The organism is Shewanella insulae, from assembly GCF_009831655.1.
Classification (GTDB): Bacteria; Pseudomonadota; Gammaproteobacteria; order Enterobacterales; family Shewanellaceae; genus Shewanella; species Shewanella insulae.
This window is the reverse complement of record NZ_WRPA01000008.1, coordinates 87,021-111,227: the sequence shown is the minus strand read 5'-3', so window position 1 is coordinate 111,227 and position 24,207 is coordinate 87,021. Positions and strand designations below refer to the sequence as shown.

The 24,207-nt window shown below is 53.6% G+C and carries 18 protein-coding genes; 7 read left to right on the top strand and 11 right to left on the bottom strand.

Annotation, left to right across the window (positions count from 1 at the left end):
* Positions 1-6 precede the first annotated feature (6 nt).
* From GNT65_RS10520 to GNT65_RS10510, 3 genes are all read left to right on the top strand, one after another.
* Positions 7-600: a GDSL-type esterase/lipase family protein gene (locus GNT65_RS10520; protein ID WP_160795974.1), complete on the top strand. Its 594-nt coding sequence runs from the start codon at positions 7-9 to the stop codon at positions 598-600.
* Between the two features lie 502 nt (positions 601-1,102).
* Entirely contained in the window at positions 1,103-3,754 is a 2,652-nt protein-coding gene (locus GNT65_RS10515) for a parallel beta-helix domain-containing protein (RefSeq protein WP_160795972.1), read from the top strand.
* A 52-nt stretch (positions 3,755-3,806) separates the two neighbouring features.
* Positions 3,807-5,042, top strand: a complete 1,236-nt coding sequence (locus tag GNT65_RS10510) for an SO2930 family diheme c-type cytochrome (protein ID WP_160795970.1) — start codon at positions 3,807-3,809, stop codon at positions 5,040-5,042.
* On the opposite strand, the gene GNT65_RS10505 is transcribed toward GNT65_RS10510, so the two are convergent.
* The 3 genes from GNT65_RS10505 to GNT65_RS10495 form a co-directional block, all read right to left on the bottom strand.
* Positions 5,039-6,052 carry an AraC family transcriptional regulator gene (locus tag GNT65_RS10505; RefSeq protein WP_160795968.1) on the bottom strand — a complete coding sequence of 338 codons (1,014 nt, stop codon included), beginning with the start codon at positions 6,050-6,052 and terminating at the stop codon, positions 5,039-5,041. The two genes, GNT65_RS10510 and GNT65_RS10505, sit on opposite strands and share 4 nt — an antisense overlap.
* Positions 6,053-6,190: 138 nt before the next feature.
* Positions 6,191-7,222, bottom strand: coding sequence for a protease SohB (gene sohB / locus GNT65_RS10500; protein WP_160795966.1), 1,032 nt, complete (start codon positions 7,220-7,222; stop codon positions 6,191-6,193).
* A gap of 126 nt (positions 7,223-7,348) precedes the next feature.
* The gene (locus GNT65_RS10495) at positions 7,349-9,835 is read right to left on the bottom strand and encodes a VolA/Pla-1 family phospholipase (RefSeq protein WP_160795964.1); all 2,487 of its coding nucleotides are present in this window, start codon (positions 9,833-9,835) and stop codon (positions 7,349-7,351) included.
* Between the two features lie 260 nt (positions 9,836-10,095).
* Between GNT65_RS10495 and GNT65_RS10490 the strand changes: the two genes are divergently transcribed.
* Positions 10,096-10,833 carry a YciK family oxidoreductase gene (locus tag GNT65_RS10490; protein ID WP_160795962.1) on the top strand — a complete coding sequence of 246 codons (738 nt, stop codon included), beginning with the start codon at positions 10,096-10,098 and terminating at the stop codon, positions 10,831-10,833.
* Positions 10,834-10,960: 127 nt separating this feature from the next.
* Here the strand turns inward: GNT65_RS10490 and fabB are convergent, their stop codons facing one another.
* Entirely contained in the window at positions 10,961-12,172 is a 1,212-nt protein-coding gene (gene fabB, locus GNT65_RS10485; protein WP_160795960.1) for a beta-ketoacyl-ACP synthase I, read from the bottom strand.
* 175 nt (positions 12,173-12,347) lie between these two features.
* Between fabB and mnmC1 the strand changes: the two genes are divergently transcribed.
* Positions 12,348-14,366 (top strand): FAD-dependent 5-carboxymethylaminomethyl-2-thiouridine(34) oxidoreductase MnmC1, encoded by a 2,019-nt coding sequence (gene mnmC1, locus GNT65_RS10480; protein ID WP_244952153.1) that lies wholly within the window; start codon positions 12,348-12,350, stop codon positions 14,364-14,366.
* A 119-nt stretch (positions 14,367-14,485) separates the two neighbouring features.
* On the opposite strand, the gene GNT65_RS10475 is transcribed toward mnmC1, so the two are convergent.
* The 6 genes from GNT65_RS10475 to prmB all read right to left on the bottom strand — a co-directional run bounded on the left by GNT65_RS10475 (position 14,486) and on the right by prmB (position 20,055).
* Complete coding sequence (locus GNT65_RS10475) at positions 14,486-15,010, bottom strand: RNA methyltransferase (RefSeq protein ID WP_160795956.1); 525 nt, start codon at positions 15,008-15,010, stop codon at positions 14,486-14,488.
* A gap of 2 nt (positions 15,011-15,012) precedes the next feature.
* Positions 15,013-15,294, bottom strand: coding sequence for a YfcL family protein (locus tag GNT65_RS10470; protein ID WP_160795954.1), 282 nt, complete (start codon positions 15,292-15,294; stop codon positions 15,013-15,015).
* A gap of 22 nt (positions 15,295-15,316) precedes the next feature.
* The gene (locus GNT65_RS10465) at positions 15,317-16,468 is read right to left on the bottom strand and encodes an ATP-NAD kinase family protein (protein WP_160795952.1); all 1,152 of its coding nucleotides are present in this window, start codon (positions 16,466-16,468) and stop codon (positions 15,317-15,319) included.
* A 20-nt stretch (positions 16,469-16,488) separates the two neighbouring features.
* On the bottom strand, positions 16,489-17,652 hold the full coding sequence (locus GNT65_RS10460) for an MFS transporter (RefSeq protein WP_160796104.1): 1,164 nt from the start codon (positions 17,650-17,652) through the stop codon (positions 16,489-16,491).
* Between the two features lie 256 nt (positions 17,653-17,908).
* Positions 17,909-19,003 carry a chorismate synthase gene (gene aroC / locus GNT65_RS10455; RefSeq protein WP_160795950.1) on the bottom strand — a complete coding sequence of 365 codons (1,095 nt, stop codon included), beginning with the start codon at positions 19,001-19,003 and terminating at the stop codon, positions 17,909-17,911.
* A 107-nt stretch (positions 19,004-19,110) separates the two neighbouring features.
* Positions 19,111-20,055: a 50S ribosomal protein L3 N(5)-glutamine methyltransferase gene (gene prmB / locus GNT65_RS10450; protein ID WP_160795948.1), complete on the bottom strand. Its 945-nt coding sequence runs from the start codon at positions 20,053-20,055 to the stop codon at positions 19,111-19,113.
* A 79-nt stretch (positions 20,056-20,134) separates the two neighbouring features.
* On the opposite strand from prmB, the gene smrB reads away from it, so the two are divergent.
* On the top strand, positions 20,135-20,662 hold the full coding sequence (gene smrB / locus GNT65_RS10445) for an endonuclease SmrB (protein ID WP_160795946.1): 528 nt from the start codon (positions 20,135-20,137) through the stop codon (positions 20,660-20,662).
* Between the two features lie 56 nt (positions 20,663-20,718).
* Here smrB and sixA read toward each other — a convergent pair whose 3' ends face one another.
* Positions 20,719-21,189, bottom strand: a complete 471-nt coding sequence (sixA, locus tag GNT65_RS10440) for a phosphohistidine phosphatase SixA (RefSeq protein ID WP_160795944.1) — start codon at positions 21,187-21,189, stop codon at positions 20,719-20,721.
* A 211-nt stretch (positions 21,190-21,400) separates the two neighbouring features.
* On the opposite strand from sixA, the gene GNT65_RS10435 reads away from it, so the two are divergent.
* On the top strand, positions 21,401-24,190 hold the full coding sequence (locus GNT65_RS10435) for an insulinase family protein (RefSeq protein ID WP_160795942.1): 2,790 nt from the start codon (positions 21,401-21,403) through the stop codon (positions 24,188-24,190).
* Positions 24,191-24,207 lie beyond the last annotated feature (17 nt).

Below are 24,207 nucleotides of genomic sequence, written 5' to 3'. Positions count from 1 at the left end.
CGGTTGGTGCAAGCCGCTTGCCTGCTTGCCTTATTCTTGATCCCCCAGGCCCATGCTAACCCGATATTGATCTTAGGTGATAGCCTAAGCGCAAGCTACGGCATGGAACAAGACAAAGGCTGGGTACATCTGCTGCAGCAGCAAGCCCCAGAAACCACCATCATCAATGGCTCCGTGAGTGGCGAGACCTCTGCCGGTGGCCTGCGTCGACTGCCCGCCCTGCTTGACTCGACCAAGGCCAAGCTAGTCTTTATCGAGCTCGGCGGCAACGATGGCCTGCGCGGATTCTCACCTAAGCAGTTGAAAAATAATCTTACAAAAATGATCCAACTGGCCAAGGACGCGGGGGCCGAGGTGCTGCTCAGCGAGGTAATGGTGCCGCCCAATTATGGCCCGCGTTACGCCAAGCAATTTACCCAGGTCTACCAAGAGCTATCTAGCGAACATGGTGTAACCTTAGTGCCCTTCTTCATGACAGAGATAGCCATTCATCCCGAGCTGATGCAAGCCGACGGCATACACCCTAACGAGCTGGCACAGCCGCAGATCGTCGACTTTATCCGCCCCTGGCTTATCGATACGCTGCAAGAGAGTGAATAGGATCACTTGGGGCAGGCACCTGGGCGGATTGTCCCTAGGTGCAGACCTGCTTCCCCGAATGATTTGTACTAACGCCAAGTGCTAGCCGTTGCCTTGGTCTGCGCACTTGGCTTTCGCCGTACTCTTTACTCCGCACTGAGCACTAATCTATCCCAGACCCGTGTCTAAGCTGACTTGCCCTGGTGTTTCAACCTCTGACTCGACGCAAGTAACCTCTTGTCCACGGCCCATGTAACGACATTAAGGCTAACGCTGTAGGCCCCTAACAGGCCTAAACGATAAAATCAACTCCTCCTACCAGTTAAGTCCGGCACATTTTGCTGTTTGATAAATTCTACACATTACTGTTTTCCCTCAATTTTATCTCAAACACCTGTTTAATAAATGTACTAAGCCACTGATTATTACGGATGTTAATAAATTGTTGGCCAGATCTCACATTGCATATCTAGTACGTCAGTGCAATCTAAAGTGGGAATAATAACAATAAGTAGGAGATACTATGTTCAACAAGATGCCTTCATGGCTGCTCCCAAGTCTAGTGGCCAGTGCAGTGGCCCTCTCCATCACCGCCTGTTCCTCAGACGATGAAGATACACCTCAAGTAGAAACACCACCTGTAACCACCACACCGACGGATCCCGATCCCAGCTTTCCTGTCGGCGCCATCATCATCGAAGATGGTGAAAACCTGACCACCCGCATTCAGGAAGCCCTGATCAACGCCCAGAGCAATGACGTGATAGTGCTTCCTAAGGGGCATTTTAAGATAGAGTCGACCCTGCTGTTTGACGGCGATGTGGACGGTGACGGTGCCTATGCCAAGAATATCACCATCATGGGCCACGGCATGGAAGAGACGGTGCTGGACTTCTCCGAGTCGATCACTGGTGATGGCATCTTCGTGCAGAACGCCGTTAACATCACCATCCAGGATCTTTCGGTCAATGAGGCCAAGAACAACGGCATCAAGTTGAAAAACACTAACGGCATCATCTTGAGACGCCTCGCCACCGTATGGGAAGGCGCGCTGGATGAAGACAACGGCGCCTACGGTCTCTACCCGGTTGAGTGTGAAAACATCCTCATCGAAGACACCTATGTACGCGGCAGCGCCGATGCCGGTATCTATGTGGGCCAGTCTGAGTACATAGTGGTTCGCCGCAACATCGCCAAGGAAAACGTCGCCGGTATCGAAATTGAAAACTCTAAATATGCCGACGTCTACGACAACGAAGCCATGGGCAACACCGGCGGCATCCTGGTATTCGACCTGCCTATCAACAACCACAGATATGGCTCCAGCGTGAGGATCTTCAACAACAAGGTCTATAACAACAATACTCCTAACTTCGCCAACGCCTCGTCTAACCCTGCCGGGGTGCATATCGTGCCGCCGGGCACAGGGGTGATCATCCTCTCTACCAGTGATGTAGAGATCTTCAACAACGAGATCACCGGCCACGACACTTTAGGGGTGACCGTCTCTAGCTTCTTCATCGCCGAGCCGGATATGGCCAGTTTTGTGGGCAACTATGGCCAGCCGGGCCAACCCATAGAAGATGGCTGGCGCCCGACACCGCGTAACATCTATCTGCATGATAACGTCATCACTGACTATGGTAAGAAGCCTAACGGTTACCTGATTGAAGATATCATCAAGGCCTACTTGCTGAGCCACGGCGCCTTCCCGGGGATCCTCTACGATGGCTTGGGCGAAATGCTCTCCAACAACGGCACCGCCGCCTATCTGGGGCTAAAGGAGATGCCGTTTGCCGAGGATGGTAGCGACAACATCTGTGCCCAAGACAACGGCGATGTCTCCTTTGGCCGTCTCTACGCCAATAGCAACACAGATATCAGTATCGCCGATGTCCTCTATGAGAAGACTCAGGATAAGATCATGAACTGTGCTCAGGTCAGTTTGCCTGTGCATACGGTAACCTTTGGCGATCAGATCTTCGGCTGCGGCGTGGATGATGATGTCGAAGGCTGTGACGGCGGCAACCTGGTCGGTGGTGGTGGCACCATTGGCGAAGGTGAAGGCGGTCTGGTGGGCGATGGCGACCTGAGCCTGTGTAGCACCACAACTCCAGGCGTAAATTGGGATGCCCTGTTGGGTGCCAACTGCCCTAACCTCTCTGACTATCAGCTGTTTGCCGATACCAAAGATCCAAGCACTGGGGCGAACTCAGGCGGTATCCCTTACGATCTCAACACTCAGCTGTTTACCGACTATGCCAGTAAGTACCGCTTCGTCTTTGTACCAGAGGGCAAGGTAGCCAACTACTCGGCCAACGAGAGCATGGACTTCCCGGTCGGCACTGTGATCACTAAGACCTTCGCCCTGCCAAGCGACACCAGCAAGCGCGGCGTGGCCAACGAGACCCTGGTGGAGACTCGACTGCTAATTAAACGCGCCACCGGCTGGTCGGCCCTTCCCTATGTGTTTAACGCAGAGCAGACAGATGCCGTACTGGCCAAGGCCGGCGCCATCCAGGCCAAGCAAGTCGTCCACAACGGCAAGACCTTGGACTTCGACTATGTGGTCCCCAGCATGAACCAGTGTAAGCAGTGTCACCAGTTCAAGAGTGACGATGCCAGCGCCGCGGTATTCGTGCCCATTGGCCCTAAGGCGCGTCATCTGAACAAGGACTACGCCTACAGCGATGGCACCATGAACCAGCTGATGAAATGGCAAGCTAGCGGTATCTTACAAGGCGTGCCAGACACGGCAAGCATCCCCACAGTACCCGCCTTCCACGATGGTGACGAGGCTAAGGTGGCGGCCATGACTGATGCCGAGCTAATGCAGACCGCCAAGGGCTACCTGGATATCAACTGCGCCCACTGTCACCGCCCAGAAGGCAACGCCTCTAACACTGGCCTAAAGCTAGAGTACTGGCGAGCCTACGAGGAAGACAGCGGTTACTCTCACGGTACCTGTAAGTCGCCTATCGCCTATGGTGGCGGCTCACTGAGCTACGATGTGGTACCAGGCTCGAGCGAGACCTCTATCCTGCACTTCCGCATGGATAGCACGGCACCTGGCGATCGCATGCCAGAAATAGGTCGCAGCCTGTCTCACACCGAAGGCACTGCCTTGATTGCCGAGTGGATCAAACGACTGCCGTTGGCCACCTGCTCTCAATAACCCCAACCCAAGGGCCGCCATCAGGCGGCCCTTTTTATCACGAGCCCAGACTATGTTAACCAGCCCAGTAAAAGGTTTGCTCCCGCTTTTGAACCCGGTCATCTTAGCCTTCCTGTTGCTAAGCCTTGCGGCCTGCGGCGGTAGCGATGACTCCTCGACCAATCAAACAGGCACAGACACAGACCAACCTGGCACGCCTGTGACGCCGCCGACGGGCAGCACAGATCCATCAACGGATCTCTGTGACAGCCAGGCGGGAGAGATCAACTGGCAGGCGTTAATGGAACAAGACTGTCAGCTCTTGTCCCAATACCGGCTGTTTCTGCAGCCAGATAAACCGACTAGGGAACCTAATGGTCCAGGTTTCAGATATGAACTCTCCAGCCAGCTATTTACCGACTACGCCCATAAATACCGTTTCATCTTCCTCCCCGCGGGAAGCCAGATTGATTATCACCCGAGCGATACCTTCGACCTGCCCATCGGCACTGTACTAGTCAAGACCTTCTCCCTGTCAAGCGACACCCAGCTCATGGGAGAAGCCAACGAGACCCTGGTCGAGACCCGCCTGCTTATCCACCGTGAAAGCGGCTGGACGGCGCTGCCCTATCTCTGGCAAGACGGCGAGGCAAGGCTCACAGTCGCTGGGGCCAATCAGGCCCACAGCCTGACGCGTCAGGGCGAACAGCTGGAGTTTACCTACCATGTACCCAGCAGGGCAGAGTGCAAGGTGTGCCATCAACGCGCCGGCGACAATGGTGCCCAGATCTACCCCATAGGCCTCAAACCCTATCTGCTTAACCATGAGGTGCTAGTCGATAACCAGCCGGTAAATCAGCTCGAGTATTGGCGCTCTCAAGGGAAATTAAAAGGTCTCCCACAGGGCCGCGCTCCAGATTCGGCACCGGCAATCACAGATGAGAGCAGCGAACTGACCGCTAGGGCCAAGGGCTACCTGGATATCAACTGCGCCCACTGCCACAGAGCCGAAGGCTTTGCCAGCATCTCAGGGCTACGCCTGGGTTTCTATGTGGACCACACCAGCTACCAATATGGGATCTGTAAGCAGCCACCAGGCTGGGATGGCGGAGAGAAAGGCCTCTCCTACGACATCATCCCCGGCGATGGCGAGCACTCTATCTTGCTCTATCGTCAGATGCTCGATGCCCCCAAGGATCGTATGCCCCCCATAGGCCGAAGCCTTAGCCATGTAGAGGCACTGACCGTGCTGCAAAGCTGGATAGATGGCCTGTCGCCCAGCCTGGGCAACTGCCAGCATGCCGGCTAGATCTTGCGAATGAACTGGCCTGGCGGCAGGCCAAGCCAGTGTTTGAAGCTCTGACGAAAATGGCTCACATCGCCGAACCCCATGATATCGGCGATATCCACTATACTCTTGTCCCCTCGGACAATGAGGCCGATAGCTGTCTGGCAACGCACCTGGTCCACCAGCTTCTGATAGCTGGTACCGGCATTGGCCAGGTGCCGCCTCAGGGTGCGATCGCTCATGTTGAGTTTCAGCGCCATCGACTCGAGCTTAGGCGTTTTTGGAAAATCCTGGTTTAAGATGGCCAGCACCTTTTCGATCAAGGAGGTGTCATGCTGGGCCTGCTCATCCAGCGCTAGCTGGGAGAAGTCATACAAAATGGGCAGCGCAAGCGCCTCATGGGAGATGGCCCATTCGAAGAACTCACTCTCGAAGCTTACCTTGGCCTGACAAAACGTCGCCAAGAACTCACTCTCATGGGCCGGGGTGGCTAGCTGCAGTTGTTCAAGTGTCACAGTCTGTCCCGTCAGCTGACGCGCCAGGGCCAACATGGAGCAGACGCTGTTTTGAAACTGAAGACTAAAATAAGGCGCCGAGATCTTCGCCGTATTGAGCCAGCGAAAACAGAGGCGTTGCTCGCCGTGACTCACCAGGGTATCCGAGACGCTCCCCACCAGCTCAGGATGAGCAATCACAAACTCCAGGCATTCACCGAGCGTTTGACACTTGGCCAGATAGGGCCAGATAAGCGCGAGCTCCTCCACCCGATAGGTCTCACCGAGACGAGCACCGATTTGAGGATCATCGTCTAAATTCCCCAGAAAGGCCATGGCATAGTCCACCTGCCAGACGTAGACAAAATTTAGCCTGGCCAATTCGTTAAGCCCCAGGCCGATCTCCTGGCACAGTCGCAGCGCATGAGACTCTCCGTAACGCCCGGCTACGAAATGGATCAGGCATCTGAGTTCATATGCGGGATAAGATTGGTCGCCGACCTTTAGCGTCGCCTGATAGCGGGTATTACTCGTCATCTCATCATCACAACATCCAAGGGTAATAGTATTTTGTATAAGATTTTGGAGTTGAGTAAAAGCCCAAGGGGGTTAAAAAGTTATAAATATGTAAAAACCCGCCACGGGCGGGTTTTTATCCGGTGAAAATCACACTCCTTAATTAAGGGGTTGATTCTTTTCGGCCAAACGATCGAACACGGCATTGACCGCCAGCGAGGCGCTATGTGCCAGCTTGTCGGCGATCTTCTTCTTCAGCTGATAGCGAACCTTAATCACAGTCTTCTCCTCGGCGAGCTTCATCACCACATCGTCACTGGTAGAGAGGCCATCGACCAGACCGAGATCCAGCGCCTGCTGACCATACCAGTGCTCACCTGTCGCCACCTTGGCAATATCCAGCGTAGGACGATACTTGCTGATGAAGGCCTTAAACAGCACGTGGGTCTCTTCCAGCTCTTCCTGGAACTTCTGTCTTCCTTCTTCGGTGTTTTCACCAAATAGGGTCAGGGTGCGCTTGAAGTCACCTGCGGTGTGTTGCTCATAATCGATATCATGCTTCTTCAGCAGACGATTGAAGTTCGGGATCTGCGCAACCACACCGATAGAACCTACGATGGCAAAAGGCGCGGCATAGATGGTGTTGGCCACACAGGCCATCATATAGCCGCCACTCGCGGCCACCTTGTCGACACAAATGGTCAATGGGATCTCGGCGCTGCGCAGCCTGTCTAGCTGGCTCGCCGCCAAGCCATAACCATGCACCATGCCACCGCCACTCTCGACATTGACCACCACCTCATCGCCCTGCTCGGCAATCGCCAGGATGGCGCTGATCTCTTCACGCAGTGACGCCACCTCATGGGCATCTATGCTGCCCTTGAAGTCGATAACAAACACCCGCGGCGTAGGCGCGGCTTCACCATCGGCCTTCTCTGCTTTCTCCTTCGCCTTAGCCTCTGCCTTGAGGCTTTTCTCGTAGGCCTTAAACTGCTTCTTGCTTAGCAGCTCTTCCTTTAAGTCATGCTTGAGATCCTTAAGTTCCTCAGACACATTGGTCAGCTTAAGCTCCCCCTTATCGGCCTTCTGCTTTACCGCAGATGCCAGCACCAGCACAACGACGGCAACGATAGCCACCACTATGGTGACGGCTTTTGCCAGAAAGAGTCCATACTCATACAAAAATTCCAAAATTCAGCTCCGTGATCAGGCCTTTAAAATCTGGCCGCTATTCTAGCAGCCCTGAAGGCAATAACAAATCCAGCCATAAAAAAACCCAGCCAGGCTGGGTTTTTATCTAACTAACTCATATCAAAATTAGTTGGCAGGCGCCGCACAAGGCTGGATAACAGAGTCGTCTTGTACCAGTATACTGGCCTCGCCCTTACCCGCGGTTAAGGCAAACGCTGCAACCTGCTGCTGCATCTCGACTGTGGCAGCAGCTGCGCTACCATCGGTCACGCCTGGCACCTCACTTGGGCTGATCAGCGAGCTGTGATGACCCTTACTAAAGCGAACCGCCCCGGCCCCCACTGTTGTACTATCGACACACTCGAGACCCAGGCCGGCAATTAGCGGCTCGGTACCCGCCACAGGGAACTTCTCTACGCGATTAGGTAATACCTGATCCCCTAAGTTACTACCGTCACCGACGACTTCGATCAGGTGTACTGGCAGACCTGTAGACTTAAGCGCCGCCGCATGGTTGATAGGATCTGCGCCATCTACCGCCGTCTGCACCGCAAAGGCGAAGGTTGGGATAAACTCGGCATAGACGGCCTGAACCAGGGCCTCATACTCAGGCGTACCTGGCTCATAACCGGCAACGTTAGCCTCATCCACCAGGGCCTTAAAGGTATCGCTGGCGGTCACGTTTTCAAACAACAGCGGACCGAAGGTCTCAGAGCCAATGAAGGTGCCCGATAAGCCCCCTGTTGGCGCAACCAGAGAAACCGCATTGAGCTTATGCACATAGCTAAGGTCTGCGCCGTTAGCCGGATGGCTCAGGCCAGAGTTAGCATAGGTAGCAAAGTCGGTGCCGACGATGGCGCCAAGGCTCAGACCCTGTGCGCTGATCTTGGTGATATCGAACATCTGCGGCATCTGCGCTGCAGCCAGGCCACCAGCGAGCCCTGTTAGGGAAGCGCGAAGCGCTAGATGATCCACAGTTGCCTGTCTGAAGTTATCACGTACCGCCAGTGTGCTCTCCAGGTTAACAAACACCAAGGGGTTGCCGTTTTGGAACGCATCTGGGTTACCTATTACGGCGCCAAATGCAGGATCCGAAGCCGATACCTCATAGATGCCATCACCGTTGGCGTCGAATGAGCGAGCACCATGAAGCGGCATATCGATGGCGATTGTCGCAACGCCCATGGCGGCATAACTACCGGCATAGGCCAGTGACATCTCTTTACCGCCGCCAAGGCCATGCATGGCGATGGTGGTCGGCCAGCCCGCTGTAGGCGGCGTAAATGGAAGGCCTTGAGCGGCGTAGAACTGCGCCAGACGCTCGGCGTTAGGCATAGAGATCAACACAGGGACTTTCTCTGCGCCAGTCGGTGCCGGGATAGGGTTGAACTTAGTCAGGTGCTTGGCCTTATCGGCCGGCGTGCCATCATCGAGAAGCCAGGTCTTGCCCGCCAACAGGGCAGGATCGGCTAAGCCTGCAGCAGGGTCGATACCCTGTGCCACGGCCTGAGCGCCGTAATTTTGTTGACTCAAGGTACCCGATTGTAGAGCCAGCAGCACGCCCACAGGGCTGTCACCCAGCGCATGCCAGTTACCGTTGATGCCGTTACACATCACAGAGTTACAGCTGCCAAAGGTTGGCAGGGTCAACTCGGCCACATAGACATCGGCCAGGCTCGAAACCACATAGGCCACACCATCGGCAGGCGTTAAGCCAGCCGCCTGAGCAACAGTGATCCCCAGCGGGTGCGGCTGAGGGACAGTAATAGAAGGGGCAAAAGGCGTGCCCTCTTGCAGCATCAACAGCTTAGTCGTCTCATAGACATCGCTGACCGCCTGAGTCGTAAACAGGCCAGAATAGCTGATGGTCGAGCTATCTACGCCGTGGGCGGCCGACATTCCCTTTTCATAGCTGTTTACCAGCGTTTGCAACATTAGCTGATCTGGGGTCTGCAGCGGCTTGGTCTCGATATCGAGTTTCAGCGTGGCATAGGTGGTCGACGGCGCAATAGGACGGCCAGCCGAGTCTTGAATCAGGTCTGTGGTGGCATACACATAAGATTGGCCCGCCTTGAGTGGCTTGAGCGGCACGATAGCGATAGTGTTACCCGAGGCGCTGGCGACAAAGTCGACACCAAATTGCAGCTCGTCACCTATCTTACAGGCTGAAACCGATGGCGCAGACTGACACTCGGGATCCGATGACAGTGGGCCGCCCACAGTGGCTTCGAACATACGCACCGCGCCAGGCTGCGCCACAGAAGCCGCTGCCAGAGTCAGCATAGTACCGTCATGATCGGTCGCAGGTTCAACGTTAATCGAAATTGGAGAGGTGGTCGACCAACCATCAAGCGCGCCTAACGCCATCTGAGGGTCGGTGTAATCACTTGTGCCGTCGGCTTTCTCGCCCGGCATGGTTAGGGTACCGTCAGTAGTGCCGCTAAAGAGTAGATCGTTGGGTAATGGTACCTTCTTGTTTTCAGGATCGAATACCATGTGTGACAGAGGGATCAACGGCTCGGTCTTCTCTGCGAGTTGATCTACACTATCTTCGCTACAACCAGCCATTCCCAATGCGGATGCAATTGCGACACCCAAAAAGAGTCTTTTCATCTTTTTTCCCCAAATCTTGTTGTAATAATTTTGTTTTCCCCAAAAATTGGTCACAATAGTCTTCCTTGCGTGACCAATAGGACTTTTACAGTCCTTATTGCTACTCAAGTTAACGCAAAATTATTGAGTTAGCTACAATTTTGTCACACACAAACAACAGAACGATGGTCATTAATCAATCATTTGTTTAAAACATACGTATCAGGCTCGAATAAATCATAGAAATGGCGGGGAATTCCGCTTACAGGAAAAATTGACTCATGTTGGAATATCAGGCAGCAAAAGATTTACTTAAAGATAAAACGATACTGGTCACAGGGGCCGGAGACGGTATTGGCCGCGCCGCTGCCCTGGCCTACGCCGAACATGGTGCCACGGTGATCTTACTGGGCAAGACTGTCAAGAAGCTGGAAGCCGTCTATGACGAGATAGAACAGGCCGGCTACCCAACGCCAGCTATCGTGCCCCTAGATCTCAAAGGTGCCACAGAGCAAAACTACCAGGACATGGCTGAAACCATAGAACAGCAGTTTGGTCACCTCGACGGCCTGCTACACAACGCCAGCCTGCTAGGGGTGCTCGGTCCCTTCGAACATATCTCGATGGATTCGGTTAAGGAAGTATTACAGGTTAACCTGATTGCCGAGATCATGATGACTAAGGCACTGCTGCCGGTGATGAAGAAAGCGCCATCGGCCTCTATACTGTTCACCTCCAGCAGCGTTGGCCGTCAGGGACGCGCCTTCTGGGGCGAGTATGCCATCTCTAAGTTTGCCACCGAAGGCATGATGCAGTCTCTGGCTCACGAATATGAAGACAGTAACCTGAGAGTCAACAGCATCAACCCTGGTGCCACCCGCACTAAGATGCGCGCCAATGCCTACCCTGCCGAGAACCCACAGGATCTCAAGGCACCAGAAGAGATCATGGCGACCTATCTCTACCTCATGGGTGATGACGCTAAGGGCGTCACTGGCCAGCAGTTTAACGCACAATAATCGACAACGCGCCCACCAGAGGGGGCGCGTTGAACTCTCTAGCAGTAAGGTGACCAACTGAAGCTAGGCACGAAAAAGGGAAGCATTTGCTTCCCTTTTTTAATAACTGTCAAAAACAGCTCAGCAATTACTTGTACTTGCGCATCACCAAGGTAGCGTTTGTGCCACCGAAGCCGAAGCTGTTGCTCATGATAGTGTTGAGCTCAGCATCACGATACTCGGTCACGATAGGCATGCCTTGAGCCTTCTCGTCGAGAGTATCTATATTGATGCTTGGCGCGATGAAGCTGCTCTCCATCATGATCAGGCTGTAGATCGCCTCATGTACACCCGCGGCGCCCAGTGCGTGACCGGTCAACGACTTGGTCGAAGCGATAGCAGGCAGATTGTCACCGAAGGTTTCCGCCAAGGCTTCCAGCTCACGCATGTCACCAACAGGGGTTGAAGTACCATGGGTGTTGATGTAGTCGATTGGCGTATCCACATCTTCGAGGGCCATCTGCATGCAACGCACCGCGCCTTCACCCGATGGTGCAACCATGTCATAACCATCTGAAGAAGCGCCGTAACCGATCACTTCGGCATAGATCTTAGCGCCACGAGCCAGCGCGTGCTCAAGCTCTTCGACAACCACGATTCCGCCGCCACCAGAGATAACGAAACCGTCACGGTCGGCATCATAGGTACGAGAAGCCTTTTCAGGGCAGTCGTTATACTTAGTCGACAGTGCGCCCATGGCGTCGAAGCCCATGGTTAGGGTCCAATCCACCTCTTCGGCACCACCGGCGAAGACCATGTCTTGCTTACCCATCTGAATTAATTCGACCGCATGGCCGATACAGTGAGCACTGGTGGCACAAGCCGAACTGATCGAGTAGTTCATCCCCTTGATCTTAAATGGCGTGGCCAAACAAGCACTGGCCGTGCTCGACATGATGCGTGGTACGATGTAAGGACCAACGCGTTTCACACCTTTCTCACGCAGGGTATCGGCTGCCTGAACCTGGTTAGCCGATGATGCGCCGCCAGTACCGGCGATGATACCGACACGGTGGTTTGAATATTGTTCTTCGGTGAGGCCGGCATCGGCTATCGCTTGCTCCATGGCAATGTAAGCGTATGCAGCAGCATCACCCATAAAACGTAATGCTTTACGGTCGATATGTTCTTTAGGGTCTAACTTAATGTCGCCCCAAACATGGCTACGAAGCTTCATTTCTTCAAACTGATCTGAGTGGGTAATACCACTGCGACCCGCTTTGAGTGACTCGGTGACTTCTTGCTTGTTGTTACCGATACTTGACACTATGCCAAGGCCGGTGATCACGACTCTTTTCATTATTTACTATCCATTCCGTACGTCTAGTACCAATTTAGCTGCGCCAATAGTATCGCTTTTACTGCATTTAAGTGGTCAGCTTTCCATAAAGGCAGGTAAAATAATGCCTAATATCCACTTGAGAGTAAATTCATTGGCCACCGAACACCCGGATAACGCACAAAATAGTGACAAAATGCCTACATTCGACACAATTTTCAGCCATTTATCGGCGATACCGAGTCAAAACACTCACCAAATTGTCGCCCTACTCCCAAGCTGTGACGCCAAGTGGCCAGCTGCGCTCTTAGCTGAGCTGCTAACACAAGCCGGTTCAAAGCAACACCTTCAAAAGCCACACCTTCAAAAGCAGCATCTTCATCTACACCTGTTTGCCCAGCATCAGGCAAGCTGGCTTAAGGCCCTTGCCGAGAGTGAGACCCTGGCATCACCAGCCAAAGAACAGATTAAGGCGATTTGCGACGCGCGGGTGTCGGGCTGTCACAGGCTCAAGCTGGCAGAGGCCCGGCTGATCATCGACATCCATCTAGGCGATCCGCTTACCCAACTCAAGGCTTTAGTCCCACCCAATTCACCAAACCACACCATCCAAGGCTGGCTGGCCGATACAGATGTCGTGGATGAGGCGCTTATCTGGCAGATGGCGCGCCTCAGTCAAGATAACGCCGACCTTCTCCTTCTCGAGAGTAGCGATGTAAATCTAGACAAGGCTTCAGATAACGCCAACACAAACTTACTGACCAAGTTAATCATCAAGGCAGGATTTACCTGCTATCGCCTTAACTTATCTGCAAAAGATGACCAGCACGTGACTCTGGTCGAAAAACCAAGTATAGCGTCGCTGGATATCGCCATGGATGAGCGGCGCGCACTTAGGCGCCAACAGTTAGATAAGTTTGCCTTCAATCCCTTAACACAAGGTAATGAGGGGGAAATCGCCATCATAGGTGGCGGGGTCGCCAGCGCGAACCTGGCACTCTCTCTAGCCGAGCGCGGCAGACAAGTTAGCTTCTTCTGTATGGATAAGGCGCCCGGCGAGCAGGCCTCGGGCAACAAACAGGGGGCTATCTATCCGCTATTAACGCCCGAGCATGGCAGCCTGAGTCACTATTTTCTGCAGGGATACCTCTTTAGCCGCCAAAGAATCAACCAACTCGTTGAGGCTGGCCATGAGATCCCCCATGATTTTTGCGGCGTGCTCCAGACAGGCCACGATGAACGCAGCCATAAGCGCCTCGCCAAGATAATCAATGCCCAGCCCTGGGCAGACTCGATAGCACGGCCCGTCGATGCGCCCCAGGCCTCGGCGCTCGCCAATCTCACCATTGAGCACCAGGGGATCTACTATCCGCTCGCGGGTTGGGTATCGCCCCAGGCCTTTACCCGCGCCGCCATCAACCAGGCCGAGCAGTTAGGCATGCAGACCAGCCACTACCAATGCCGAGTTACGGCAATTCGCTTCGAGAACCAGCAATGGTATCTGAGCACCGTTCAAGATGGTCAGGATCAAGATGGTCAAGAAGTTAAATTTGGCCCCTTTGCCAACTTGGTGCTGGCCAATGGCCGTCACCTGACCGACTTTGCGCAAACCGCCCACTTACCCATAAGCGGTTTTCGTGGCCAGGTCAGCCATATCCCTGCAAGAGCGCCACTTAAGGATCTTAAGACAGTGCTCTGCGCCCACGGCTACCTGACCCCCGCCCACGACAGGCTGCACTGCACAGGAGCCAGCTATGTCAAAGACGCCAGCAATCTCGACTACAGCGCGGTGGAACAGGTGGAGAATTTAGACAAGATCCGCACCAGCTACGGCGACGACTGGACCAAGGCGGTGGACATCACGGGCCATAGTGCGCGAGTAGGCGTGCGTATGGTCACACGGGATCACGCTCCCATGATGGGCTGTGCCCCGGACTTCGAGGCGATATCTGCGGCCTATGTCGACCATCAACAAACTAAGAAGCGTGCCAAGGAGAGCGCCAAGTATTGGCAGACGACACCAGCCCCCGTGCATCAGGGACTGTTTATTCTCGGCGGGCTGGGGTCGCGGGGCCTCACCTCGGGCCCGCTGGCGGCAGAGATCTTAGCGGCCCAGCTGTGCGGCGAACTCCTGCCCGCCACCCAGGATATACTAACCCTGCTCAACCCCAACCGCATGTGGATAAGGAAGCTGATTAAGGGTAAGGCGCTGTAGAAGCTTAATTGAAGAGGCTAATTTTAATAGACTATTTTGAATACATTAGCTCGAGAAGATTAGCGTAGGGAATGAGTGCCGAGGGCTAGTCATTTAGCCCAAGTGATCAATCAGACGAGTTAGGCTTTGACCTTGACGCGGTTGTTGGTGTCACGGCTGGATCGAATGAGCTCATCGCCTGCGAGGTGTTCCCCCTTCGCCAGTCTGTCGTAGAGCAGCACATTGACCGAGGAGGCCAGATTCATGCAACCCACGGTCGGGACATAGACCACCTCATCGGCGCGATCGATAAGCCCCTGATCTAGGGTGCCATCTTCTGGGCCGAAGAGATAGATGGCCTTCTTGGGATGGCTATAGGCCGGCAGCGGCGTGGCGCCCTCCACCAGATCGACACAGATCACCTTGATATCGTCATCGAGAGAGTCAAGCAGCGACTCTACGCCATTGAGGGGAATATGCTGGCTCACCCGCTTAGTGTCGGTATTGTACTGCTCGCCCCTGTGCTTGGCGGCCAGCGCATAACGTTTACCCGTGTAGCGTACCTCATCGGCGCGATAACAACCTGCGGCGCGCATCACGCCGCCCACGTTGGTCGGGCTCTTGGGATTTTGCAGCCCGATGATCACCTTGCTTGTGTTAGCCATGACTAGGCATTGGCTACCTGAGCCATCTTCTCGCGCAGCTCACTCCAGGCATCGACGACCAGAGCAAGATCGGCAGGTTCGAGCTCAGACTTGGCCGTCTCCAGACAAGCCTGCATCTTAGCCTCCAGCGCCTCGCTGTCTTGGAGCGTTTCTAACTCTAGCTCAGACAAAACCACGGCCACATGGCCCTGTAGGTAACCACTGGCAAAGAGTTGATCATCGTCGCCATCGGCGACCTTAGTGGCGATCCACTCGTCTAATGCTTGCTCATACTGCTCTAACATCGTCTCTCCAATTGTCATCTTGCTACTCAGGCAGCCCGGTTGAATCTGGGCTAATTAAGTCAGGATTTGCCACCTGATACATCACATAATCGTGGTAGCCGGTCACGACTTTATAATAACCACATAATTCGCTGTCTAACTCTGGGTCGCCACTATCCACAATTAAGGGCCGACCTTCAAGTGCTTTTAACTTAGTTTTTGTCGCCAGAATGATAATATTCTCTTTGCCGACCTGACGAATGAGTGCCGGGGACAACTGCTGATTGCCCCGCCCCAGGATATGCCCTTGCCCGCCGATGAGGGTGATCACTAACTTACACTCTCGATTAGCTGTCGCCTCGAGCAGTGACTGAGCGCTAAGGTCGCAGGCAAGTAGCTCCCCCTCTTCAATCAAGTCCACTCCCAGCAGAGTGTTATCCAGCCCAAGTTCCTCCATCACGGCGGCGACCGTGCTACCCGAGCCCATGATGGCGAGCCCATCGTCTATCTGCTCGATCGCCTCGGCGGCGATATCCGCCAGCACCAACTCATCGACCTCTTTGCCGCCCATCTTAACCGCCTGAATATAGCGTGGCTCGGCGGGCACCTGCATCTCGCCGAATCGGCGTGCCCTTACCATACCTTGCCTGAAGGCCACCTCGTCGATATCCATCACATCGGCCGACATCAGGCTCACCAATGCTCCCTCGAGCAGCAGCTTGACCACCATACCCGAGGCGTGCGGCGTAATGCCATAGACACCCGAGTGAATCTTCACCCCGGCCGGTACGCCCAGCACGGGCTGAGCCTCATCGATCACCTCAAACAGATCCCGCGCCGTGCCGTCACCTCCCGCAAACAGCAAGAGGTCCACGCCCGCAGCCTGCAGCGCTTCGGCGGCGGCTTGGGTATCGCTGGCCGCGGTGGTATCACCCGCCTGATAGACGACCTGATGGTTAAATCCCATCTGCGCGGCTAAATCGGCGCCCATGGCACCAGAGGCGGTAACGACAGTGATCTTATCCAGATAAGGGGTGATCACTTCCAGCGCCTGGGCCATTCTCAGGTGGGCCTTAGGCTCTGCGCCGCGGGCTATCGCCTCATCTGCCACGCCATCGCTTCCCTTGAGTGCTACACTCCCCCCAAGCCCTGCCAGAGGATTGATGATCACGCCGAGGCGAAATGTCTGTTTCATGGATATTTCCTTATCATCTCTTATTGTTTTACTCGTTCGCGCGCCTTGGGTATCAACAGTACCGCAAGCATGGACAGCAGCGCGCAAACGGCGGCCACCAACCAGCTCAGCCAGGCCTGGGAGCCATCGCCCCAAATGAAGCCGCACAGCCAGGTGCCGAGCGCGCCACCGACACCAAAACTCAGGCTGGCATAGAGCGCCTGCCCCTTGCTACGGTGGCGCACGTCGAATCTTTGATGCACGAACTGAATCGAGGCCGCATGCACCAGACCAAAGGTGAAGGCATGCAGCAGCTGACTGACCCCGAGCCAGATCACGCTGCTGGCGCAAAAGGCCATCAGTAGCCATCGCACTGCCGTGAAGCCGATAGAGATCACCAACAAGGCGCTGACCCCATACCGACCCAATAATCTCGGCGCAAACATGAACATGACGATTTCCGCCAGCACCCCAAGGGCGACATAGATGCCGGCAGTGGACTCGCTATAACCCACCTGTTTCAGATACAGCACGAAAAAACCATAGAAAGGCCCGGCGCTCATCTGTAATAACATGGCCGATAGTAAGAACCAGATGATACCCGCATCTAACTTAAGGGGCGTGGGCGCCTGGCTCTTATCGACCTTCACCCGGGCACTTGGTAGAGACAGGGAGCAGCCGAGCAAACCCAGGAACAAGGCGAGACCGACAAAGGGCAAGATCTCTGTGCCAAACTGGCTAATGGCAAAGCCTACACTAACCACGAACACCAGATAGCCCAGGCTACCGAAGCTACGGATCTTACCATAGCCCCCGGTATTCTCCCCCAGCGTCTCTAGCGTGATCACCTCAAGCTGGGCCAAGATCGCATTCCAGAAGAAGGTATAGATACTAAGACTGACGGCCAGATAGAGAAAGCCGCCATGATAGAAGAAGGTCATGAAGGTAACCGCCGAACAAGCCGCCCCCATCTTCACCAGCTGGCCACGCATGCCCGTCTTATCGGCCACCATGGCCCAGATATTGGGCGCTATGATGCGCGTCGCCATCAAGATGGCGAGCAGAAAGCCTATCTGCTGGGCATCGAATCCCCGATTCTCGAAGAAAACTCCCAGGTAAGGCACCAGCACCCCGAGGATCGCGAAGAAGAAAAAGTAACAGGCGCTAATCCAATGTAGTTGATGTTGTGGATCAGGCGGCGACATGCCGTTGGGCAGAATACTATTGGGTGACTGAGCGTTGGACGACATTGTGTAGGGCTATTCCTAGCAGGGTTATTATCTGCTCTCGAGATGACTCTGAGCGACTTCTTTTAATAGTTTCTTTTTATGGCGTCTTATGGCCACTTCTCATAGCGACTCTTATCAAAGTAGCTCTTATGTTAGCTGAAGCCCTTAGCATCATTGGATTCCATAAAAGAAGGCACATTCCTGTGCCCTCTGATCTCGCCTTCGCTGCGCCTTATTTCATTCCAATTACGGGAGTAATACTCTCGACATTCATGTTTTGCGCCCTATGTCTGAGCAGATGATCCATCAGGACGATGGCCAACATGGCCTCGGCGATCGGTACGGCACGAATGCCCACACAGGGGTCGTGACGTCCCTTAGTGACCACCTCGGCGCTCTCACCCTGCACCGTCATACTCTCTCCCGGCACGCTGATGCTGGAAGTCGGTTTCATGGCGATATGCGCGGCGATAGGCTGACCCGATGAGATCCCACCGAGAATACCGCCCGCATGGTTCGAGGCGAACCCCTCGGGCGACATCAGGTCTCTGTGTTCTGAGCCCTTCTGGTTTACCACGGCAAAGCCGTCGCCGATCTCTACTCCTTTAACGGCATTGATCCCCATCAAGGCGTGGGCGATATCGGCATCGAGTCGGTCAAATACAGGCTCACCCAGTCCCACTGGAACATTGGTCGCCACCACAGACACCTTAGCCCCAATGGAGTCGCCACTCTTTTTCAGCTCACGCATATACTCGTCAAGCAGATCGAGCTTGGCGGCATCGGGAAAGAAGAAAGCATTCTGCTCGACCTGTTCAAAGTCCAGGGCCTCGGCGCAGATAGGCCCAAGCTGTGACAGGTACCCCTTGATCTCTATGCCATGCACCTGCTTAAGATACTTCTTGGCGACCGCACCAGCCGCTACGCGCATCGCGGTTTCCCGCGCCGATGAGCGCCCGCCACCGCGATAGTCTCGCAGGCCATATTTTTGCTGGTAGGTATAGTCGGCGTGGCCCGGACGGAACTGGTCTTTGATGTTAGAATAATCCTGGCTACGCTGATCGGTATTTTCGATCACTAAGCCGATAGAGGTGCCTGTGGTTTGCCCCTCAAATACACCTGAGAGGATCTTCACCTGATCCGGCTCGCGCCTGGCAGTGGTATAACGCGAGGTGCCCGGACGGCGCCTGTCGAGGTCATGCTGCATATCGGCTTCATCAATCGCCAGACCCGGAGGGCAGCCATCGATAATACAGCCCAGTGCCTTACCATGGCTCTCACCAAAAGTCGTCACCACAAAATTTTGACCGATACTATTACCCGACATTCGCTTACTTCACCTCTACTTGATTATTTGCCTCACCATAGCCAAAAGTTGCCACTGGCTATATTCCTAAATCGGCTCAGTCATATGCGACTAAGCCGAGCTCACCATTATTCACTATCTTTGTAGATGGCGAAAAGTGATTCATTTTCAACTAGCTGATCGCGCGTCAACACAAACACGCCGTCTCCGCCATGCTCGAAGTTAACCCAGGTAAAAGGCACCTCAGGGAACTGCTCGATAAGGTGCACCATAGAGTTACCCACCTCCACTACCAACAGTCCATCTTCGGTTAGGTAGTCGGCCGCGTTGGCAAGGATACGTTTGGTCAGATCAAGGCCATCACGCCCGGAAGCTAAGCCTAACTCTGGCTCGTGATGGTACTCGTCAGGCATGTCACCAATATCTTCCGCGTCCACATAGGGTGGGTTCGAGACGATCAGATCATATTGAGGCCCCTTAGGAATACCGGCAAACATGTCTGACTGGATAGGGAATACCCTGTCCATCACACCTAATGATTCGATATTGATCTGCGCCACTTCCAGCGCGTCACTGCTGATATCGATAGCATCTACCTCTGCATCTTCAAATTCATAGGCACAGGCGATGGCGATACAGGCACTACCGGTACAGAGATCTAAGATACGGTTCACCGGCTTGTTATAGAGCCAGGGGCTGAAACGATTAGCGATCATCTCGGCGATGGGTGAGCGCGGCACCAATACTCTCTCGTCCACATAAAACTCGAGGCCGGCAAAGAAGGCGCGATTGGTCAAATAAGGCACAGGCAGACGCTCACGTACCCGGCGAATGATGAGTTCGACAATCTTATGCTTTTCGCTGCTGGTAAGATTGCTATGGATCACCTGCTGACCAATCTCTTCAGGCAGGTGCAGCGCATGGAATACGAGAGCGATGGCTTCATCCCAAGCGTTATCGGTACCATGACCATAGTAGATATTGGCGTCGTTGAAGCGGCTCACCGCCCAACGTAACATATCGCCGATTGTACGTAATTCCGTCACGGCTTCATCAACAAAAATCTTGTCCAAAACTGGCTCCCGCTAGATAGTTCCGCCTCATTGTAACTGAACTCTATTCATATGGCATCGGATTCAATAAAATAGCGCCATGAATAAAGAAAATGATGATGAATTGGCGCTTTTTTCGGCGTTAACCAAAGGGATAAAGCCGCTTAAACAGGATAAGCGTCATTTCGCCGCGCCGCAAAAACCAAAACGAGAGCTGGAAATGGCCACCACTCATTTGCACGCCGACAGCTATTTTTCCGATACCTATCAGCCGCTACTTCCCCTGGAAGGTGCCATGCGTTGGGCGAGAGAAGATATCGACAGCCACGAACTTAAACGACTCAGACGCGGCGACTATCAGCCGGATCTATTGCTGGATCTGCACGGCATGCGCCAAACCGAGGCTAAGCTAGAACTTGCCGCCTTGATCCAGGCCTGTGTTAAACAACATAGCCAGTGCTGCTGCGTGATGCACGGTCATGGAACCGGCATCTTAAAACAAAACATTCCCATGTGGCTGGCCCAGCACCCTCAAGTCAAAGCCTTCCACAAGGCGCCCAAGGAATGGGGCGGCGATGCCGCCCTACTGGTCTTAGTGGACGTTGGCGAGTTTCCCTCCTGGGAATGAGTCGCCCAGCATTTGATATAAAAAAGGACGCCTCGGCGTCCTTTTTTATATCAACACTAACTCACCGTATGAGGCGTGTGCTGCCAGCTGATCGAGCCGCGCTCGCCATGTCGATCTATCAAGGTCACGCCTGAGGTGGCAAACAAGGGCGGCTCAATACCTGGCACCAACTCGCTTACCATATACCCCAGCAGCGGCATGTGGGCAATCACTAACACATTATCCGCCTTATACTGTTCGGCGTAGGCCAGAGTCAGATCGGCGGCCAGGGTCGGCTCCGCCGATGGAGTCAGCTCATCTAATACCAGCCACTTTCTCGGTTCAGAGAAGTGCTTGCTCACTTCCTGCCATGTTTGCTGCGCACGCAGATAGGGACTCACCAACACGAGATCGAACTCAGTCACGTCACGGGCCAACCAATTACTCATCAATTCAGTTTGATAACGGCCAATTTCAGTTAATACTCGTTCTCGATCTGAGTGGGCGTGATAACCCGCCTCGCCATGTCGCATCAAATATAGCTTCATACTACTCTCGCTATGATTATTCTTGTTCTACTATGAATTGTAGCGTTAAAGTGCAGCGCAACAAAACTTAACTCTGTTATTAATTAGTCGAATAATGGATAAGATATTTGCCAAAGTCTTTTTTGAGGCTCAATATGTAGGCTTACCGCTTTAGTCGTCTAAACTTCAATGAATATCATACGTTTGTCTAGCATAAGGATGGAGCCAACCATTGCAAACATCTATGCCGATCACTAAGAGTCCCAATGATCATCGCCAGTATCAATACCTGCAGCTGGACAACGGTCTGCGTATATTACTAGTGGAAGATCACCAGGCGCAACAGGCCGCCGCCTCCATGGTGGTCAACGTCGGCCATTTTGATGATCCCGCTTCACGCCCAGGCATGGCACACTTTCTCGAACACATGTTGTTTCTGGGAACCGAAAAATATCCCAATTCAGGCGAATATCACGCCTTTATCAATCAACATGGCGGCAGCAACAACGCCTGGACAGGTACAGAGCAGACAAACTTCTTCTTTTCCATCGACGCCGAAGTGTTCGAAGAGTCTCTGGATCGCTTCAGCCAGTTTTTTATCGCCCCCTGCTTCGATCTTGAATTAGTCGACAGAGAACGCCATGCCATAGAATCCGAATTTAGTCTCAAGCTCAAAGATGATATTCGTCGCACCTATCAGGTTCAAAAGGAAACGGTTAACCCGGCTCATCCCTTTTCGAAATTCTCTGTGGGTAACCTCAAGACCTTGGACGGCGATGAGAAAACGCTCAGGCAAGAGCTGCTGGATTTTTATCAGAGTCATTACAGTGCCAACCTGATGACCCTGTGTCTGGTGGCACCCTTGCCTCTAGATGAACTCTCGGCGCTGGCCAAGAGCTATTTTTCACCGATTGAAAACCGCAAGCTGGCAAAGCAATACCCAAATGTGGCCATCTATGAAGCAGCTCAGCTTGGCCAGCAGATCAACATAGTGCCGCTAAAAGAGCAGCGCCGTGTGGCGATCACTTTTCCCCTACCCGCCATCGACCGCTTCTATAAGCGTAAGCCGCTGACCTTTATCAGTCATCTACTGGGTTATGAGGGCAAGGGTAGCCTGCTGAGTCACCTCAAGGAGCAAGGGCTGGCCATCAACCTCTCGGCCGGTGGCGGGGTTAATGGCTATAACTTTAAAGACTATAACATCAGCATTCAGCTCACCGAGAAAGGCCTGCTACAACTCGACGACGTGATTCAGGCAAGCTTCGAATACTTGGAACTGATCAAGACCCAGGGGATGCAGGCCTGGCGATATCAAGAGCGAGCCAACCTGCTCAAACTTGCCTTTAAATATCAGGAACAGATCAAACCGCTGGATCTGGCTAGTCATCTCAGCATCAATATGCACCACTACGAGGTATCTGATCTCATCTATGGCGACTACCGCATGGATGGTTTGGACGTAACACAGGTCATCGAATTACTGGAGTTAATGAGCCCGGATAATTTACGTATCCAGTTGATCTCGCCAGACTTAGACACGGAAAAACAGGCAGCCTGGTATCACTCGCCCTATCAGGTGAAGCCCATAGATAAACAACGGCTTCATCCGTGGCGTGACCCTGATGTCAGAGAGGCACTAAAACTACCGGACCCCAACCCCTTTATTATCGAGGATTCGATAGCCAGAGATGTTAAGAGTGACCATCCGGTACCTGTCGTTGTCTGCCAGGAAACCGGCTATCGCATCTGGCATAAGAAAGATGATGAATTTAACGTGCCAAAGGGACATATGTACCTGTCCCTGGATTCACATCAGGCGGCCGCCACCCCAAAACATGCGGCGCTCACCCGTCTCTATGTGGAGATGCTGCTCGACTACCTGACCGAATGTACCTATCCAGCAGAAGTCGCCGGGCTCAGCTACAACATCTACCCTCATCAAGGGGGCATCACCCTGCACCTAACGGGATTGACAGGGAAGCAAGAGGCGTTGCTGTCGCTGCTGATCAACAAAGCCAGAGAACGTAACTTTACCCAGGACAGATTTAAGCAGATTAAGAAGCAGATCTTGCGTAACTGGTTTAATCAGAGCCGGGCAAAACCTATCTCACAGCTATTCACCAGCCTGACGGTGACGCTGCAGAAACGTAGTTTCGAGCCTCAACGCATGGCCGAGGAGCTTGAAGATATCACCCTGGACGACCTTCACAACCACGTACGCGCTTTTTATGAGAAGATCCACCTCGAGGGGCTGGTCTATGGCGATTGGCTGACCGAGGAAGCGAAGGCCTTAGGTAAGCGACTCGACCATATTCTCTCTCTGGTTTCCTCTCCCAGCGGCGAATCGGAACGTGAGCTGATAAAGCTTGAAAATGTCGGCACCCTGATGCGCGAGGTTAGCGTCAATCATCAAGACAGCAGCATCATAGTCTACTATCAGTCTGCTGAGGCGACACCACTCAAGATGGCCCTATTCAGCCTGTTAAACCACACCATGTCTTCGACCTTCTTCCACGAGCTAAGAACTAAGCGTCAGCTGGGTTACATGGTGGGCACGGGATATCTGCCACTCAATCGTTACCCAGGCATGATCTTCTATGTGCAATCCCCCACAGCAGGGCCTCTAAAGCTACTGGAGGCCATTGACGAGTTTATTGCCGACTTTAACTACGCTGTCATGCAGATCACCAATGATCAATGGGAACTCACCAAACAAGGGCTGATCAACCAAATCATGGAGCACGACCCTAACCTCAAGACTCGGGGACAAAGATATTGGTCCAGCATAGGAAACAAAGACTACGACTTTAACCAGCGAGAACTGGTCGTCGAGCAAATTGGTGAACTCACCCGCTCGGATTTGATTAAATTCATGATGCAGAAGATGCGCACCAAACACGGCGATCGCCTGATCCTCTTTACCACGGGGGAACAACATAGAAATCAGGAGCAACTGGCCTCAGACAATATGATCACAGATCTGAGGAGCTTTAAACAACGAGCCGCCAAATTTAACTATTAGGTGCTCCAATCTTTCCA

What these genes read in the sequence shown, in the direction of transcription:
- GNT65_RS10515 (WP_160795972.1), top strand. Translation starts at nt 1,103, where the DNA reads ATGTTCAACAAGATGCCTTCATGGCTGCTCCCAAGTCTAGTGGCCAGT.
- GNT65_RS10510 (WP_160795970.1), top strand. Translation starts at nt 3,807, where the DNA reads ATGTTAACCAGCCCAGTAAAAGGTTTGCTCCCGCTTTTGAACCCGGTC.
- GNT65_RS10505 (WP_160795968.1), bottom strand. Translation starts at nt 6,052, where the DNA reads ATGACGAGTAATACCCGCTATCAGGCGACGCTAAAGGTCGGCGACCAA.
- GNT65_RS10495 (WP_160795964.1), bottom strand. Translation starts at nt 9,835, where the DNA reads ATGAAAAGACTCTTTTTGGGTGTCGCAATTGCATCCGCATTGGGAATG.
- GNT65_RS10490 (WP_160795962.1), top strand. Translation starts at nt 10,096, where the DNA reads ATGTTGGAATATCAGGCAGCAAAAGATTTACTTAAAGATAAAACGATA.
- fabB (WP_160795960.1), bottom strand. Translation starts at nt 12,172, where the DNA reads ATGAAAAGAGTCGTGATCACCGGCCTTGGCATAGTGTCAAGTATCGGT.
- mnmC1 (WP_244952153.1), top strand. Translation starts at nt 12,348, where the DNA reads ATGCCTACATTCGACACAATTTTCAGCCATTTATCGGCGATACCGAGT.
- GNT65_RS10475 (WP_160795956.1), bottom strand. Translation starts at nt 15,010, where the DNA reads ATGGCTAACACAAGCAAGGTGATCATCGGGCTGCAAAATCCCAAGAGC.
- GNT65_RS10470 (WP_160795954.1), bottom strand. Translation starts at nt 15,294, where the DNA reads ATGTTAGAGCAGTATGAGCAAGCATTAGACGAGTGGATCGCCACTAAG.
- GNT65_RS10465 (WP_160795952.1), bottom strand. Translation starts at nt 16,468, where the DNA reads ATGAAACAGACATTTCGCCTCGGCGTGATCATCAATCCTCTGGCAGGG.
- GNT65_RS10460 (WP_160796104.1), bottom strand. Translation starts at nt 17,652, where the DNA reads ATGTCGCCGCCTGATCCACAACATCAACTACATTGGATTAGCGCCTGT.
- aroC (WP_160795950.1), bottom strand. Translation starts at nt 19,003, where the DNA reads ATGTCGGGTAATAGTATCGGTCAAAATTTTGTGGTGACGACTTTTGGT.
- smrB (WP_160795946.1), top strand. Translation starts at nt 20,135, where the DNA reads ATGAATAAAGAAAATGATGATGAATTGGCGCTTTTTTCGGCGTTAACC.
- sixA (WP_160795944.1), bottom strand. Translation starts at nt 21,189, where the DNA reads ATGAAGCTATATTTGATGCGACATGGCGAGGCGGGTTATCACGCCCAC.